At 55.6% G+C, this 17,640-nt stretch carries 14 protein-coding genes; 13 read left to right on the top strand and 1 reads right to left on the bottom strand.

The features are described 5' to 3' along the window. Positions 1–182: 182 nt before the first annotated feature. On the top strand, positions 183–1,298 hold the full coding sequence (locus CJ260_RS07045; protein WP_095629681.1) for an alanine racemase: 1,116 nt from the start codon (positions 183–185) through the stop codon (positions 1,296–1,298). 76 nt (positions 1,299–1,374) lie between these two features. Here CJ260_RS07045 and CJ260_RS07040 read toward each other — a convergent pair whose 3' ends face one another. Beyond that, positions 1,375–2,931, bottom strand: a complete 1,557-nt coding sequence (locus tag CJ260_RS07040) for a nitrite/sulfite reductase (protein ID WP_095629680.1) — start codon at positions 2,929–2,931, stop codon at positions 1,375–1,377. Between the two features lie 250 nt (positions 2,932–3,181). Between CJ260_RS07040 and secA the strand changes: the two genes are divergently transcribed. The 12 genes from secA to proB all read left to right on the top strand — a co-directional run bounded on the left by secA (position 3,182) and on the right by proB (position 17,638). Further along, positions 3,182–5,656, top strand: a complete 2,475-nt coding sequence (gene secA / locus CJ260_RS07035) for a preprotein translocase subunit SecA (RefSeq protein WP_087477512.1) — start codon at positions 3,182–3,184, stop codon at positions 5,654–5,656. Positions 5,657–5,743: 87 nt separating this feature from the next. After that, positions 5,744–6,881, top strand: a protein-coding gene (gene prfB, locus CJ260_RS07030) for a peptide chain release factor 2 (RefSeq protein ID WP_239478010.1) whose coding sequence is annotated in 2 segments (ribosomal slippage) — positions 5,744–5,815 and positions 5,817–6,881 — 1,137 coding nt in all. Because the reading frame shifts where the segments join, the coding sequence is not laid out codon by codon here. Beyond that, positions 6,882–7,568: an LmeA family phospholipid-binding protein gene (locus CJ260_RS07025; protein ID WP_087477510.1), complete on the top strand. Its 687-nt coding sequence runs from the start codon at positions 6,882–6,884 to the stop codon at positions 7,566–7,568. A gap of 13 nt (positions 7,569–7,581) precedes the next feature. After that, positions 7,582–9,639 carry a DUF5693 family protein gene (locus CJ260_RS07020; RefSeq protein WP_087477509.1) on the top strand — a complete coding sequence of 686 codons (2,058 nt, stop codon included), beginning with the start codon at positions 7,582–7,584 and terminating at the stop codon, positions 9,637–9,639. Further along, on the top strand, positions 9,632–10,768 hold the full coding sequence (gene csaB, locus CJ260_RS07015; protein ID WP_087477508.1) for a polysaccharide pyruvyl transferase CsaB: 1,137 nt from the start codon (positions 9,632–9,634) through the stop codon (positions 10,766–10,768). The genes CJ260_RS07020 and csaB overlap by 8 nt, the downstream gene beginning before the upstream one ends. Positions 10,769–10,806: 38 nt before the next feature. Beyond that, a complete protein-coding gene (ftsE, locus tag CJ260_RS07010; RefSeq protein ID WP_087477507.1) occupies positions 10,807–11,493 on the top strand; it encodes a cell division ATP-binding protein FtsE in 687 nt (228 codons plus the stop codon). Beyond that, complete coding sequence (gene ftsX / locus CJ260_RS07005; RefSeq protein WP_087477506.1) at positions 11,483–12,370, top strand: permease-like cell division protein FtsX; 888 nt, start codon at positions 11,483–11,485, stop codon at positions 12,368–12,370. Before ftsE ends, ftsX begins: the two co-directional genes overlap by 11 nt. A gap of 3 nt (positions 12,371–12,373) precedes the next feature. Further along, entirely contained in the window at positions 12,374–13,567 is a 1,194-nt protein-coding gene (locus tag CJ260_RS07000; RefSeq protein ID WP_087477505.1) for a murein hydrolase activator EnvC, read from the top strand. Between the two features lie 12 nt (positions 13,568–13,579). Further along, the gene (locus CJ260_RS06995; RefSeq protein ID WP_095629679.1) at positions 13,580–14,734 is read left to right on the top strand and encodes a S41 family peptidase; all 1,155 of its coding nucleotides are present in this window, start codon (positions 13,580–13,582) and stop codon (positions 14,732–14,734) included. 181 nt (positions 14,735–14,915) lie between these two features. Then, positions 14,916–16,187: a GTPase ObgE gene (gene obgE / locus CJ260_RS06990; protein WP_095629678.1), complete on the top strand. Its 1,272-nt coding sequence runs from the start codon at positions 14,916–14,918 to the stop codon at positions 16,185–16,187. A gap of 14 nt (positions 16,188–16,201) precedes the next feature. Next, a complete protein-coding gene (locus CJ260_RS06985) occupies positions 16,202–16,495 on the top strand; it encodes a YhbY family RNA-binding protein (protein ID WP_087477502.1) in 294 nt (97 codons plus the stop codon). Positions 16,496–16,507: 12 nt separating this feature from the next. Beyond that, the gene (gene proB, locus CJ260_RS06980; protein WP_095629677.1) at positions 16,508–17,638 is read left to right on the top strand and encodes a glutamate 5-kinase; all 1,131 of its coding nucleotides are present in this window, start codon (positions 16,508–16,510) and stop codon (positions 17,636–17,638) included. Positions 17,639–17,640 lie beyond the last annotated feature (2 nt).

Here is a 17,640-nt window from a genome sequence, read left to right as displayed (position 1 = left end):
TAGAATGGATGTGATCCATAGTGATTGCTCCTTTGTTGATGATTTCTCGCAAAACCATTTTAACATGAAGCTTCACTATGGATTTTTGTTTTTTGATTACCTGTTCAAATTCATTTTACAATTAACCATTTTTTACTGTATTTGTACAAGAAGGATTTGTACAAGAAGGGAGATATGCGAATATGAAAATTGATCAAGTGTATACGCCGGCTATTTTGTTGAATTTGGATTATATGGAACATAACCTGAAGAAGTACGCTGACTTGGCTGCGGCGCATGGAAAGCAGATTTGGCCGATGGTCAAGACGCATAAGAGCACGGAACTGGCGTTATTGCAGCAGCAATATGGTTGCACGGGATTTTTGTGCGGCACGCTGGACGAAGCGGAAGCCTTGTGCGCCGCAGGCATCCAAAATATCATGTATGCCTATCCCGTAGCGACGAACGTGTCTATCGATCGGGTCATCGCCTTGTCGCAGAAGTGCAATTTTATCATCCGCATTGACGGGGAAGACGCGGCTAAGGCAATTCAGGAACAGGCGGCTAAACAGGGCGTTTCCGTGCAGTACACGATTATTGTAGACAGCGGCCTTCACCGCTTCGGTGTGGCTCCCGATAAGGTCGTTCCCTTGGCCGACGCGTTGAAAGCCTGCGACCATCTGGTATTTAAGGGGATTTCTACCCATCCGGGCCATGTATACGGCGCATGCAGCCATGAAGATCTGGCAGGCTATTGCGAAGATGAAGCCCGCAGCATGGCAGCGGCGGCAGAAGCGCTGAAAAAGGCAGGCTATACTGTGGATATCATTTCCAGCGGTTCTACGCCTACCTTTGCCCAGAATATTGCCGACGAGCACATCTCCATCTATCATCCGGGCAACTACATCTTCAACGATACGATTCAGTTGTCTACGCAGACCGCTTCGGAAGAAGAATGCGCGCTGTACGTACTGGCATCTGTCGTGTCCCATCTGTCGGAAGACTTGTTTATCTGCGATGCCGGCACGAAATGCCTGGGGCTCGATCAGGGAGCCCACGGCAATACGTCTATCGTAGGGTACGGCACGGTCAAGGGCCATCCGGAGTTATGCGTAGACGGGCTGTCAGAAGAAGTAGGGAAAATTCACGTCAATGGAAAAACTGATTTGAAGGTCGGCGATAAGATCTGCATCATTCCGAATCACTCCTGCTCGACGGCGAACTTTACCAATTACTTCATCGGCGTCCGCGGCGATGAGGTAGAACGGCTCGTCGAAGTGGATATCCGCAGCAACGCGACGAAAAAGAATGTAAAATAATCATGCCGAAGGCAATATAAAGAAGCCGGGAGAGCCCATTCGTTTGGGTTCTCCCGGCTTTTGCCGTTTAGATATGTTATTCGAAGGAAGAAACCAGCGACGCAAACTCATCGGTATGGGCTCCGTACCATTCGTCAAAGGTTTGGCCCTTGGTTTTCAGTGTTTCGGCCAAGGCCGTCAGGAAGGCAGGGATGTTGTCTTCCGTAATGACGCCGATTTGCGCGCCGAAGCGTTCCTGTGTCGGCGTCGCATAGGTGCCGCCGGCAAAGACCGTAAAGGCCGGCTTCATATCGCCGTCCACTTTTTTAGCTGCGCCGCGCAGGCCGATGGCGCCGATCTGCTGGGCCGCGCACGACGAGGGGCAGCCGGAAATATGCAGCTTGGGCAGGTACGACGTGTCGACGCCGCTGCCGCGCAGGGCCTTGACTGTGCGCAGCCACATGCCGTGGGAATCGCGCAGGCCTTGCTGGCAGATGGCCGCGCCGATGCAGCAGACCGATTTTTCAAAGGTATTTTTCGCCGTGTCCTCTTCGGTGATGGCGGCGAAGGCGATGGCTTCTTCCGCGGTCAGGTTGACGGCGTAGAGCGATTCGTCCGTGTTCAGGCGGAGTTCTGCATCTTCAACGTCAGACAAGAACTGCAGGGCCTTCTTGAATACGGCCATGTCCGGCGTGCCGCCGAGGGGATGGTATTCTACGTAGTAGAGGTTGTCCTGCTTCTGGCTGTGGATGCGGGCGATGTTCGGCTTGGCCGAGGACGGCGCCTTCTTGGCTACGACGTATTCCTGAGGAATAAAGGAGAGGTCTTTTTCCTGCGATTTTTCCAGGAAGGTCTGGAAGGTCTTGCAGAATTCTTCGTCGCCGAGATTGACCGGCATGAAGCGGGAACGGGCTCTGGCTCTGTTCTTATAGTCGCCGTGGGCCATGAACATTTGGGCGAAGGCGTCGATATAATACAAAATTTTTGTCGGCGCGACGTCTTCGCCTACTTTGACGCCCAGGCGGGGATTGGCGGCCCCCAGGCCGCCGGCAGCATAGACGTCGAAGGTACCGTTTTTCTTGGCTAAGAAGCCCAAATCCTTGAAGGTGGCGTGGCTTTCGTTGTCCGTGCCGTTGGAAAAGGCGATTTTATATTTCCGCGGCAGGTGCAGTTCCGGAATGATAGTGAGGACGTACGAGGCTGCTGCGTCGACGTAGGGCGATACGTCGAAGAATTCCTTCGGGTCTACGCCGCGGAGCGGGCTGGCCGTGATGTTGCGGGGGTTGTCGCCGCCGCCTCCGATACAGTAAATGCCGTGCTCTAGGCATTCCTTATATAAGGATAAAATAGATGGGCCGTCCATCTTGTGATACTGAATGGCCTGGGCTGTCGTGAAATGAGCCAGCTGCACGTGATACGTATCGATGGCCCGGGCTAAAAAGGCAATCTGGTCCTTTGTAACGCGGCCGCCGGAGAACCGCATGCGCAGCATGCCGCTGTTGCCGCCCCGTTCGGCGTAGCTGCCGTATTTTCCGGAAATGCCCTTATATTGGCCTGCCGGAAGTTCCTGGCGGAAAAAAGCCTGACAGGCGTCTTCAAATTCGGGATATCTGTCTTGAAAGGTCTTTTTTGTTTCTTCAGAGATGGTTATCATATATGCCCTTCTTTCTAAGAGATAACTAGTCATATCCACATAAAATCGATGCAGGTGATATGGGTACACCTATATTGTACCAGAAAATCATGTATAGAATAAGTAAAAAATGTAAAAAGATGAGGCGCAGAGGGAACGATGAGAGGGGGAAAGGGCAGAATGTATTGTCATTTAGGGCCTGGTTTGATAAAATATACAATTGAATATAAATATGTATCAATAACTTAGTTGCAATTGGAGGGCTTATTACGTGTTTAATAAAATAATGCAGAGACTGCTCGGCAATAATACCGAACGCGAATTAAAGAAGATGTGGCCTATCGTCCATCATATTAACGATTTGGAACCGAAGCTTACGGCCTTGAGCGATTCTTCGCTGCAGGAGAAGACCTTTGAATTCAAGCGCCGCCTGGCCGAAGGGGAAACGCTGGACGATATTCTGCCCGAAGCGTTTGCCGTCGTGCGCGAAGCGTCGCGCCGCGTCCTCGGCATGCGCCATTTTGACGTACAGCTTCTGGGCGGTATCGTCCTGCACCGCGGCGATATTGCAGAAATGCGTACAGGTGAAGGCAAGACCCTCGTCGCGACGCTGCCCGTCTACTTGAACGCCCTGACCGGTAAAGGCGTCCACGTCGTCACGGTCAACGACTATTTGGCCACACGCGACAGCGAAGAAATGGGTCAGATTTATAAGTTCCTGGGATTGTCCGTCGGCCTCATCGTCCACGACCTGACGTATGAACAGCGCCGCCGCGCCTATAATTCCGATATTACGTACGGCACGAATAACGAATTCGGCTTCGACTACCTGCGCGACAACATGGTCATCAGCAAGGACCAGATGGTACAGCGTCCCCTGAACTACTGCATCGTCGACGAAGTGGACTCCATCCTCATCGACGAAGCCCGTACGCCGCTTATTATTTCCGGACCGGGAGAAAAATCGACGGATTTGTACTATACGCTGGCTCACATCGTCAAGACCTTTGAAAAAGAAGACTACACGATGGACGAAAAGCAAAAGACCATCGCGCCGACAGAAAGCGGCGTCGCCAAGGTCGAAAAGATGCTGGGCATTAAGAATATGTTTGACAACGACCACCTCGATTTGAACCACTTGGTCATTCAGGCTCTGCGGGCCCGCTTTATGATGCACCGCGACAAGGATTATGTCGTCAAAGACGGCGAAATCGTCATCGTCGACGAATTTACGGGCCGCCTCATGTTCGGCCGCCGCTACAGCGACGGGCTCCACCAGTCCATCGAAGCGAAGGAAAACGTCAAGGTTCAGGGCGAAAGCAAGACCTTGGCGACGATTACCTTCCAGAACTACTTCCGCATGTACGACAAGCTGGCCGGCATGACTGGTACGGCTAAGACGGAAGAAGACGAATTCAATAAGATTTACAAGCTGGATGTCTACGTTATTCCGACGAACAAGCCGGCTATCCGCAAGGACTTGCCCGACGTCATCTACAAGACGAAGCACGCCAAATACCGGGCCGTCGTCCGTGAAGTCAAGAAGCGCCACGAAACGGGCCAGCCGATCCTCGTCGGCACGACGTCTATCAGCCAGTCGGAAATCATCAGCCAGCTTTTGAAAAAAGAAAACATCGTCCACAACGTGCTGAACGCTAAGTATCACGAAAAAGAAGCGGAAATCATCAAGGACGCCGGCCAGATGAACATGGTCACCATCGCGACCAATATGGCCGGCCGCGGCACGGATATCAAGCTCGGCAAGGGCGTAGCCGAATTGGGCGGCCTGATGATCATTGGTACGGAACGGCACGAAAGCCGCCGTATCGACAACCAGCTCCGGGGCCGCGCAGGCCGTCAGGGCGACCCGGGCACGACGCAGTTCTTCCTGTCTCTGGAAGACGACCTCATGCGTATTTTCGGCTCGGAAAACATTTCTAAATTCATGGACAAGCTGGGCATGGACGAAGACGAACCGATTACCCATTCCATGATTACCCGCTCCATTGAAAAGGCTCAGAAGAAGGTCGAAAGCCACAACTTTGAAATCCGTAAGTACGTCCTTGAATACGACGACGTCATGAATCAGCAGCGTGAGGTCCTGTACGGGCAGCGCCGCAAGGTCCTCGTCGCCGAATCGCTGCGCGATACGATCCTCGGCATGGTCGATGATATTATTCTCGACGGTCTGGACCGGTATGCCGACGAAAAGCTCTATCCGGAAGAATGGGATTTTGCCGGCCTCCTGGCTCAGATGGAACAGTACTTCGTGCCCAAGGGAACTGTAACGGTAGAAGAACTGGAAAACCTCAGCCGCATCGAAGTACAGGAAAAGCTCAAGGACATTGCCGTCGCCTTGTACGACGAACGGGAAAAGGAAATCAGCGCCGAAACGATGCGCGAGCTGGAAAAAGCCATTATGCTCCGCGTCGTCGACAGCAAGTGGATGGATCACCTCGATGCCATGGACGCCTTGAAGGAAGGCATCAACCTGCGGGCGTACGGCCAGAAGAATCCTCTGGTCGAATACAAATTCGAAGCCTATGAAATGTTTGAAGAAATGATCGATTCCATCAAGCGGACGGTCATTACCTTCCTCTATCACATTCAGGTAACGTACAGCAAGCCCGTTCCCAAGGCGGAAGACCGACTCCAGGGCGCGACGGAAGTGCACGAAGAAAGCAAGCCCGTCAGCCGCGAGGATATCGAACGGGAAGAACAGAGAAAGCAACAGCAGCAGGACTAAGGCTGAAATGCAGAAAAAGAAAGTAAATTCTCTGTAAAAAAGAGAATGCCTGTGATATAATCGGTAATTAATGTTGATATATGAAAGATGGTGATACTTGTGCTATTAGAAGAGTTGCGTAAGCCTTTGGAAGATTTGCAGAATAGAATACAAGAAATCGGGGATTCACTTTAGCTTACCTCGAAAAGAAGAACGAATTATGAATCTGGATATGCAGATGAGCGATCCGGACTTTTGGAATGACCCGGAAAAGGCCAAGGCTATTTCCCAGGAAGCGACGCAGCTGAAAGCCGAAGTCGAAGGCCATAAAGAGCTGGTGCAGCGGGTGCAGGATGCCTGCGACTACCTGGAGCTGGCTATGGAAGAAGGCGATGCCGATTTGGCTGGCGAAATCGAAAAGCAGTATAAGGAACTGGTAAAAGACGTAGAAAAGAGGGAAATCCTCCTGCTTCTTTCCGATGAATACGATACGTGCAACGCCATCGTCACCTTCCACGCCGGCGCCGGCGGCACCGAAGCCCAGGACTGGGCGCAGATGCTCATCCGCATGTACATGCGCTGGGCCGAGCGCAACGGCTACCGCATCAACGTCATGGATATGCAGCCTGGCGACGAAGCGGGCATCAAGAGCGCAGCCTTTACGATTGAAGGCGAATATGCCTACGGGTATTTGAAGTCGGAAAAAGGGGTGCACCGCCTGGTCCGCATTTCCCCCTTCGACGCGGCGGCGCGCCGCCATACGTCCTTTACGGCCGTAGACGTCATGCCCGAGCTGCCTGACGACGTAGACGTAGAAATCAATATGGACGACGTCCGCGTCGACTACTTCCGCGCCTCCGGCGCCGGCGGCCAGCACGTCAACAAGACCAGCTCGGCCGTCCGCATGACCCATATGCCGACGGGCATCGTCGTCCAGTGCCAGAACGAACGGTCCCAGCTCCAGAACAAGGAAATGTGCTTGAAGTACCTGCGGGCCAAGCTCTTTGAATTGGAACGGGAAAAGCAGGAAAAACTGAAAGCCGAAATCGGCGGCGTCCATCAGGCCATCGAATGGGGGAGCCAGATACGCTCGTACGTATTCCATCCCTACAACTTGGTCAAGGACCACCGCACCGGCGTGGAAACGGGCAATATCCAGGCCGTTATGGACGGCGATTTAGATATCTTCATCGAAGGCTATCTGCAGCAGGAAAAGGATAAGAAGATTTCAAGACAGGATATATAAATGAAAAAGCTAATCACACTTTTGATCATCGCGGCGGCGGTTCTCGTCGGCGTCAACGCCTTCGGCCCGAAGACGGCGGAAGTGGCTCTTCATTACGCCTTGTCCCAGAAGATGGACCTCAAACCGGAAGACGTGCGCGTCGAGGCCTCGCCGGGCATGAAGGTGCTCCTCGGCGAGCTCGATGCGGTCAGCGTCCACGGCAAGGCCTTCCGCGTCGGCGGCCTGATGTTCGACAGCTTTGACTGCGACCTGCAGGGCGTGAAATTCAGCCCGATGGACGCCTTGCTGGACCAGCAGATGACCCTGGCTTCCGCCGCGCACGGCGAAATGTCGGCGTCCGTGAGCAGCAATGAGCTGCGCAATTTTTTAGTGGAAAAGGTAGACGGCCTGAAGGACGTGTCGGTCGTCTTTCTGGGCGATACGATTGAAGTCAGCGGCTCGGCCAAGCTGGGCGGCCTGCTGAACGCCCGGGCGGTTATTCACGGCCGCTTCGGCATGGATGAGAAAAAGCTCATGTTCATTCCCGACGACGTCACCGTCGAGGGCTTCGGCATGAAATACCGCGCCCGCGGTCTGGGCAGCGCCGAAGTGTACGATTTCAGCGAATTTCCCCTGGGAATCGTACCGGATAGCGTGATGATGCACGGCGACGTGCTGACTATACACGGCCAGACGGCCGCTCATTAAGTAAGGTGGAAACATGGAAAAACAACATCGCTACAGCAACATGCTGATGATTGCCGCCGTGCTCATCGGCCTCCTTTGCTCCATATACATGTGCGTCCAGCGCTACGCCGTGGAAGAACGGACGATGACGATCGAGCAGGCTATGGATTACGACGCCGTCGTCAGCATGGTCCGCAACGACGGCTATGACGTCGGCGAGGCGCTGGAAAAATTCCGGCAGGCCGGCATTACGAGCTTTACCATATACGACACGACGCTGAACAAGCTGACCCAGCGGGGCGACATATCGCTCATTACGCGGCTGGGCTTCCAGCTGTATTATCCGCAGCTGCAGATCGGCGATTTGTCTTATGATTATTACGTCGTCGGCCAGCCTAAGGACAAGGAAGACCCGTACTTCGACGAAATTGCGGCAGACCTGAAGACCCGCCTCGGCGCGGACAGCGTCAGCGTCATTGCCAATTCCCAATACCGCATCTTAGGCCTGCGCGGCTCCATGCCGGCGTTGGGTGATACGAATCTGGGAATCTTGTCGGCCGACGCCAAGGCCATTGCGGCCCGCGGGTTCCACGTCATCCTGCGGCCGACGAATTACAGCAACGTATCGAAAGAGCAGATTGATCAGTTTTTCCAGCGGGCCGCGGATATTCCCGACGTGTCGGGCATCATGTTCGTCGGCAAGGAAGTGCTGGGCTATACGCCGGACAAGGAGCAGCGCAAGGCGATGCTGGCTGTGACGGCGGAGCATATGAAGGCCCAGGGCCTGCCCTTTTACATGATCGAAGCGGCCAACCAGCTGCAGTACGACCGTCAGGACGGCATGTATGATTTGGCCGATCTCCTCGATTATCAAACGGTGCGTATCTACGCCATGTCTAAGGAAGAACTGGAAAAGATTACGCCGGAAGAAGCGGCCATGCGCTTTTACATCAGCGATTTGGAACGCAACGTCCGCGTCAATTTATATCCCCTGTATAAAAAGCCCCTTCACGGCATGAACCTGACGGAGACGAATCTGTCCTATATTCAGGAAACGTCCCGGAAATTGAAAGACCGGGGCTATGCGCTGGGCAGGGCCTCTATTATGGAAGGGTATTATCCCAACGCCCTGCTGCTGGCCGTGACGGCCGCGGCCGCGGCCTGCGGGTTTGTCTTCGTGCTGAACCTGTTCATTCCCTTATCGGAAAAGGTAAATTATATTCTCCTGGCGCTGGCAGTCGTCGGCGGAGCCGGGGGAACGGCTCTGTTTCATAGCGCCCTGTTCCTGCAGCTCATGGCTATCGGCTGTGCTGTCGCGTCGCCGACAGCGGCTATGCTCCTCCTGCTGGATTGGTGGAGAAAGAAGCCGATAGACGCGCCCCTGGGGTACGGACGAGTCGTCCGCGACGGCGCCGTCGGCCTGACCTGCGCCGTGGCCATCGCCATGATCGGCGGCTTGTATATTGCGGCCATGCTTGGCAATATCCGTTTCTTTATGGAATTTGATTTTTACCGCGGCGTCAAGCTGACCTTCATGCTGCCCATCCTATTGGTAGCCGCAGGCTATTTGCTCCGCTTCCCCCTGTGGGGCCGGACGATCGCCTCGCCGCAGGATTTTGCGGCTTTTGCGAAGGACTTCCTCAATATTCCCATCAAGATGGGGACGCTCATCCTGTTGGGCATGCTGGCTATGGTAGCTTTCATTTTCGTCGGGCGGAGCGGCCATACGGCAGGCGTTCCCGTGCCCGATTTTGAAGTAGCGCTACGCCGGTTTCTGGAAAATGCCATGTACGCCCGTCCGCGGGAAAAGGAATTTCTCGTCGGCCATCCGGCCTTCTTCCTCATGGTCGCCGCCATGTACCGCAAATGGCCGCAGATACTGCACTTCCTGTTAGTGCTGGCTGCGACGATAGGCGTCGGCTCCATGGTCGAAACGTTCGCCCACATCCGCACGCCCTTCCTGATGTCCTTTATCCGGGGCATCGACGGCTGGCTGCTGGGCCTGCCGTTAGGCATCATTGGTGTCTGCGGCGTTGCCTTCCTCGAGTACATTACGAATTGGCTGGGAAAGCGGGTGAAGCCCCGTGAGTAAGGTCGTTATTTCCGGCTATTACGGATTTGCCAACGCCGGCGACGAGGCCATGCTGTCGGCTATTATCGGCTCCCTGCGGGACATCATGCCCCACGTGGAGATTACGGTCATTACGGGCAACTGCCAGATGACCCGGAAACATCACAACGTACATACAGTTCACCGCATGAACTTTTTCGCTATCGCAGCGGCTATTCGCCGCTGTGATATTCTTATTAGCGGCGGCGGCAGCCTGCTCCAGGACGTGACCAGCACTCGCAGCCTCTACTATTATCTGCTGGTCATGCGCATCGCTTTGTTTTTCCATAAGCCCGTCATGCTCTATGCCCAGGGCATAGGTCCCGTGCGGGGCGAAAAGGCCCGGCAGGCCGTGCGGCAGGTGCTGCAGCAGGCGACGGTTATCGGCGTCCGCGACAGCGAATCGAAGCGGGAGCTGGCGTCTTTAGGCGTGACGGCTCCGCCGGTTCACGTCACGGCCGACGCCGTCCTTTCCATGCATCCCGTCGATAAGAAAATCGGCTTTTACTTGCTGAAAAAAGCCGGCGTCACAGGCATCCGGACCCGCGTCGGCGTCGCTGTACGCGACTGGCAGGGGATGAGGGGGTATAAAGAAGAAATTGCCAAGGCCGCCGACGAGCTGCAGCGCCGTCTGGATGCCCGCATCATCTTCATTCCCATGCAGTATCCCGCCGACGTCAAGGCCGGCGAGGATATTGCCGCCATGATGGAAACGGAAGCCGTCGTCCTGCGGGAAGGCTATAATACGGTGGAATTCATGTCTCTCATCGGCTGCATGGACGCCGTCATCGCCAACCGCCTGCACGCCCTGGTGTTCGCCTCCCTCATGGAGGTGCCCGTGACGGCTATTTCCTACGATCCGAAGATAGACAGTTTTATCCAGCTCATCGGAGAGAAGCTCTGCGGTACCGTCGAGACGGTTTCCGCCGGAGATCTTGTCGCCGACGTGACGAGGAAGCTGGCTGCCGGAGGCATTGCGCCGGACGTGAAGGCGCGGCTCAATCACCTGCGCCGCCAGTCGCTGCGCAACGCTTATTTGGCCCTGCGGATTATCGAAGGAAAGGACAGTTTGCGGGCTCGCCTGAAGAGCAGAAATACGGACGGCCGTTAGGGCCGCAGTTTGCACAGATACTTGGAAAGAGGTTTCCCATGATTGATTTCAAAGACGTATCAAAAGTATATGAAAATGGTTCCGTAGCCTTGAGCCATGTGTCGCTGCACATCGGCAAGGGCGAATTTGTATTTGTCGTCGGCGCCAGCGGCGCCGGCAAATCGACGTTTATCAAGATGCTGTCCCACGAAGAACTGCCCAGCCAGGGCTCGGTCTTCGTCGACGGGATAGAAGTCAATAAGCTGCCTAAGAGCCGCGTGCCTTATCTGCGGCGCAAAATGGGGATCGTCTTCCAGGATTTCCGCCTCCTGCCCAATAAGACGGCTGCGGAAAACGTGGCCTTTGCCATGGAAGTTATCGAATCGCCGCGCAAGGTCATTAAAGAGCGGGTGCGGACGGTCCTAGACTTGGTCGGCTTGCTGAGCAAGGCCGACGACCTGCCGCAGAATCTGAGCGGCGGCGAGCAGCAGCGCGTGGCTATCGCCCGGGCAATCGTAAACCGCCCCCTGCTGCTCATTGCCGACGAACCGACGGGCAACCTGGACCCGGACACGTCTAGGGACATTATGGAAACGTTTAAGAAAATCAACCATATGGGCACGACAGTCCTCATGGTTACTCATGATAAGCAGATGGTCGACTTGATGAACAAGCGGGTCATCGAAATCGTCGACGGCAAAGTAGTCCGCGACGAACAGAAGGGAGGATACGGCGATGAAGATTAGAACGATGCGCTACTTCGTGTCCGAAGCGGTCAAGTCTTTTTGGCGCAACAGCTTCATGACCATCGCGTCCATTGCGACGGTCGCCTTGTCCTTTTTCATCTTAGGTGTATTTACGATTATCGTCGCCAATTTGGATCACTTTGCAGAAAATCTGGAGAGCCAGGTGCAGATCAGCATCTATTTAAAGGACGACTTGACGACGGACCAGGTCATGAGCGTCGGCCGCCGGCTGAAAGCTCTGCCTGATGTCAAGGAACTCAGCTTTACCAATAAAGATCAGGCCATGGAAAAGCTGAAGGAACGGATGAAGGACCAGCCGGGCATCCTGAACGCTCTGGAAGGGAAGAACCCTCTGCCCAGCTCGTACGAGCTGACCTTCACCAATCCGGAAGCCGTTAAAAAGACGGCGGCTATTGTCGCTGAATATCCGGAAGTCGAAAGCTCCCATTACGGCCAGGAAATCATCGAGCAGCTGTTTCAGATTACGGCCGTCGTCCGCTGGGGCGGCATCGCCTTGATCATTCTCTTGACCTTTGCGACGCTGTTCATCATTTCCAATACGATTCGCCTGACCGTATTTGCCCGCCGCAAGGAAATCGGTATCATGAAATACGTCGGCGCGACGAACTGGTTTATCCGCTGGCCCTTCCTGCTGGAAGGCCTGTTCCTGGGCTTTATCGGCGGCGTCATCGCCGACCTGGCCCTGCTGCAGTTCTATGAATTCATTACGGTGACGATTCACCGTACTCTGGCGTTCCTGCCCATGGTCGGCATGTACCCCTTCATGTATCAAATGGGGGGCGTCCTCCTGCTCATCAGCATGGTCATCGGGGCTATCGGCAGTACGATTTCGTTGAAGCGGTATATGAAGGTGTAAGGTATGGTTACGTTTACGAAACAGAAAAAATACGTAGCCGCCATGGTCATATCGGCCTTGCTGAGCCCGTGCTTCGCGTCCTTCGCCGAAGACGAGGATTTGCAGAACCAGCTGGCCGACGTGCAGCAGCAGATGGCGGAACAGGAACAAAAGAAGAATGAAGCCGAAGCGGTCATCGGCAGCGTCTTTGAAAAGCTGCGGGTCATCCAGGAAAACCTCGACGCCGCCGAAGCGGAATACAAGTCGATTTCCGACCAGCTGGCCCAGACGGAAGCCAAAATCAGGGATACGGAAGCCCGGCTGGCAGCCGAACAGGCTAAGCTCGACAAGCGCCTCGACGTGTTCAGCGTCCGCATCCGCGATATTTATATGCACGGCCAGCTCAATTATCTCGACGTCATTTTGGGAGCCAAGGACTTCAATGACTTTGCCAACCGCGTCGAACTGCTGCGCCGAGTCGTCGCCGCCGACATGGAGCTGATTTCGTCCATTCGGGAACAGCGGGATATCATCCATCAGGCCCGGCAGGAACTGGAAGCGGAACGGCAGCATCAGGTACAGCTGAAGGCCGAAGCGGAACAGAAGAAGGCTGAAATTGAAGAACATAAGAAGGAACAGCAAGCTATTCTGTATCAGGCTGAAAACGATAAGGCCACGGCAGAAGCGGCTTACCGCGAATTGGAAGCGTCTTCAGCAGCCATCGGCGAAATGCTCCGCCAGCGCGCGGCCGAACGGGCGGCAGCGGCAGCGGCCGCGGCGGCCCAGCAGTCGTCGGGAGGAGGCGGATACACGAGCTATCAGCCCGTCAGCGGATCCGGCGCTATGATGTGGCCGGTCAACGGCGTCATTACGTCCGAATACGGCTACCGCGTCCATCCTATTTTCGGCTCGACTATTTATCACAGCGGCATGGATATCGGCGTCGATTACGGCACGCCCGTAGCGGCTGCCGACAGCGGCTACGTCGTGGAAGCCGGCTGGATCAGCGGCTACGGTTACGCCGTTATCATCGATCACGGCAACGGCCTGTCGACCTTGTACGGCCACAACGAATCCCTGGCCGTATCGGCCGGCCAGTCTGTCTCTAAAGGGCAGACCATCGCCTATGCCGGCTCGACGGGCAATTCGACGGGGCCGCACGTTCACTTTGAAGTGCGTTCCAACGGGGACCCTGTAGACCCCATGGCCTACTTATAAGGCGGCGCTGTGATGAAAGAGTCTATGAAGCGTTTTTTTCAGGAAGCAAAGCCCTTTTTCCAGTGGATTACGACGGTCGTCGCCTCAGTTCTTCTTCTGCTGGCCGCCTTGTCGTACGAACTGACAGGCGATTATATGGGAATTTTTAAATTCTTCCGCACCATTGCCGTCGTAGAGGACCATTATGCCGGCGACATCGACAAGAAGGCCCTGCTCGACGGGGCCATGAAGGGCGTCGTAGACACGTTGGGCGACAAGCATTCGACCTATTTGACTGGCGACGAATTCAAGATGTTTACGGAGCAGATGACCGGCTCCTATGCCGGCATCGGCGTGTACATCAGCCAGGCCGAGGAAGGCGTGTTCATTGCCGGCGTCATCGACGGCAGCCCGGCCAGCGAGGCGGGGCTGCAGCGGGGCGACGTCATCATGGCTATCGACGGCCAGCTGACGGCGGGAATGGAGCTGGAAGACGTATCCCTGTCCATCCGCGGCCCGGAAAATACGTCCGTCGTCCTGACGATTCGCCGCGACGGCGCCGACAGGGACATGACCTTGATACGCCGCAATATCCACATGCAGACGGCGGCCGGCGAGATGATCGAAGGGACGGATATCGGCTACATCCGCATCGCCTTGTTCAGCGAGGATACGGGCCGGGAATTTACCGAAGCCTATCAGTCCCTGCGGGCTCAGGGAATGAAAAAGATGATTCTCGACCTGCGCAATAATCCCGGCGGGCTAGTCGACCAGGCGACGCTGGTGGCTAGCAACTTCGTGCCGAAGAACAGCGTCGTCGTGTCCTATACGAGCAGCGACGGCCAGGAACAGCAGTTCGTCGCCGACGGGACAGATGAGGTCATTCCCCTCGTCGTGCTGGTCAATGAAAATTCAGCCAGCGCGTCGGAAATCGTCGCCGGCGACGTGCAGGACCTGCAGCTGGGACCCATCGTCGGCGTCCGCACCTTCGGCAAGGGAACCGTCCAAGGCGTCTATCCCGTTACGAAGGACGACGCCGTAAAGGTTACCGTAGCCAAGTATCGGACGACGAAGGGGCGGGAGGTCGAAGGCAAGGGCATCGAGCCCGACGTCGTCGTGCCCCTGCAGCCGAACGATCCCGTCGACTATCAGCTGGAAAAAGGGCTGGAACTATTGCAGAAGCCGTAAACGAATTGAATTTCTTGCGCAAAATGACTTTACAGACGAGCCGTTTTGCTTTAAAATTTGAACAGTACCGTTTTAAGTGTATATAGCAGGACAGATAGACAGGAGACATGGTATATGTATGCTGTGTCTCTTTCTGTATATAGCGTCCTTTTCAGACATTTCGTATTCAATGAGGTGAAATATGTTTATCGATAGAGCCAGAATTTTTGTACAGTCCGGAAAAGGCGGCGACGGCATGAGCAGTTTCCGCCGCGAAAAATTTGTCCCCAAGGGCGGTCCTGACGGCGGCGACGGCGGCCACGGCGGCAACGTCGTCCTCGTAGCCGACCGCAACGTCAACACCCTCGTCGACTTCCGCTTCCGCCGCCTGTTCAAGGCCAAGCCCGGCGGCAAGGGCCAGGGGGCGAACTGCTACGGCCGCAACGCCGAAGACCTGCTCATTACGGTTCCTTTAGGCACGATCGTAAAAGACGAAGAATCGGGTCAGATCATTGCCGACCTGAGCCATGACGGCCAGCAGGCCATCGTAGCCAAAGGCGGCCGCGGCGGCCGGGGCAACTGGCATTTCCGTTCCAGCTCCAACCGCACTCCGACCTTTGCCGAACGGGGCGAACCGGGCGAAGAACGGTGGCTCCGCCTGGAACTGAAGGTATTGGCCGACATCGGCCTGTTAGGCTATCCCAGCGTCGGCAAGTCGAGTATCCTGCGCAAGGTATCGGCGGCTCAGCCGGAAGTAGCGGCCTATCACTTTACGACGCTTAACCCCATTCTCGGCGTCGTCGACCTGAGCGACCACCGCAGCTTCGTCATGGCCGACATTCCCGGCCTCATTGAAGGAGCCAGCGAAGGCGTAGGCCTGGGCCACGATTTCCTCCGCCATATCGAGCGGACGAAGATACTGGTCCACGTCCTCGACGTGTCGGGCATGGAAGGCCGCGACCCCATCGAGGATTACGAAAAAATCAACGAAGAGCTGCGCAAATACAGCGAAAAGCTGTCGCGGAAAAAGCAGGTCATCGCGGCGAATAAAATCGACATGCTCGGCGATTCGGACAATCTGGAACGGCTGCAGGCCTATATGGACGAACGGGGACAGGAAGTATACCCTATCTGCGCCATGACTGGCGAAGGGCTGGAAGTCCTTCTCGAACGGCTGTGGGATCTGCTGGAAACGTATGTCGAAGAGCCGGAAGAAATCGCCGAAGAAGTCGTCTACAAGGCTCAGGATAAGCCGGACTTCGAAGTCAAGCGGGCCGACGACGGAGCCTTCGTCGTCACGGGGCCCCGTATTGAAAACCTCGTAGCCATGACGAACTTCGACGACGACCAGTCCCTGCGCCGTTTCCAGCGCATCTGGCGCTACATGGAGCTGGATAAGCTGCTGAAGGAAAAGGGCATTTGCGACGGCAACACCGTCCGCATCTGCGAAATGGAATTTGAATATCACGAATAAAAGGAGCAACGAGAGTGAACAATAAAGATAAGAAGAAATTAAAAGCAATGGCCAGCCTCATGCCGTCGGTCGTGCAGATCGGCAAGGAAGGGCTGAGCGACGCCGTCATCGACAGCGCCAGGGCGGCCATTACGGCGCGGGAGCTCATCAAAGTCCACGTCCTGAACAACGCCAATCTGGACACGCGGGAAACGATGGAAGACCTGGCCGATATGCTGGGCGCCGAGCTGGTGCAGGTCATCGGCCACTACGGCGTATTGTTCAAGAAAAAAGACGAAAAATCGCACTTCGATTTTATTACGATGTAAGGTTGGGATAACATGGCCGGTAACCGGGAATTGCTGCAAAAGAAAAATCGCATTGTCGTCAAGGTAGGGTCGAGCACCCTGACCCATGAGACAGGGAAGCTCAACTACCACCGCATCGAGCGGCTGGCAATGGAAATCGCCGATTTGGCAAATCAGGGGAAGGAAATGGTCCTCGTGTCGTCAGGCGCCGTCAGCGCCGGCATGGGGCCGCTGGGGCTGTCGGCGCGGCCCAAGACGATCCGCGAAAAGCAGGCCGTCGCCGCCGTCGGGCAGGGCGTCCTCATGCACACCTATGAAAAGATGTTCCGCGAATACGGGCAGAACGTCGGCCAGGTACTGCTGACGCGCATGGACGCCCAGGACCGCAAGAAGTTCATGAATTCGCGCAATACCTTGCTGACGATGCTGCAGATGGGCGTCATCCCCATCATCAACGAAAACGATGTCGTAGCCATCGACGAGTTTAAAATCGGCGACAACGACACCTTGTCGGCTATGGTCAGCAATTTCATCGAAGCGGACTTGCTCATCATCCTCTCCGACGTGGACGGCCTGTATACGGCCAATCCGCAGACCCATCCCGAGGCCCGCATCATTCCCGTCGTGACGGAGGTAGACAAGCACGTCTACGACATTGCCGGCGGAGCCGGCTCGTCTATCGGCACGGGCGGCATGTACACGAAGATACAGGCTGCGTCCATCGCTACCTCGTCGGGCGTCGACATGGTCATCGCTTCGGGCAGCGAAGACGGCGTCCTGCGCCGCATCTGCCAGGGTGAGGAAGTCGGTACCTGGTTTACGGCCAAGGATTCGAACCTGCATACGAAAAAGCGCTGGCTCCTGTCGGGAGGCAAGGCCCGGGGCAGCCTTATCGTAGACGGCGGCTGCCGCAACGCCCTCGTCGAGCACGGTTCCAGCCTACTGCCCGTAGGCATCGCCGCCGTAGAGGGCGAGTTCCACGAAGGAGACATCGTCAACGTCATGTACGAAGGCCTCGTCATTGCCAAGGGCATCGTCAACTACAACAGCGAAAGCGTCGAAGCCATCAAGCGCCATAAGACCGATGACATCACCAAGATTCTCGGCCACGAAGGCGTATATGAAGAAGTCATTCACCGCGACAACCTCGTCGTCATGCAGTGAGG

Source organism: Megasphaera sp. ASD88 (assembly GCF_002287425.1).
Classification (GTDB): Bacteria; Bacillota; Negativicutes; order Veillonellales; family Megasphaeraceae; genus Megasphaera; species Megasphaera stantonii.
Note: the sequence above shows the minus strand (reverse complement) of the source record. Positions and strands in the feature narration are given on the sequence as shown.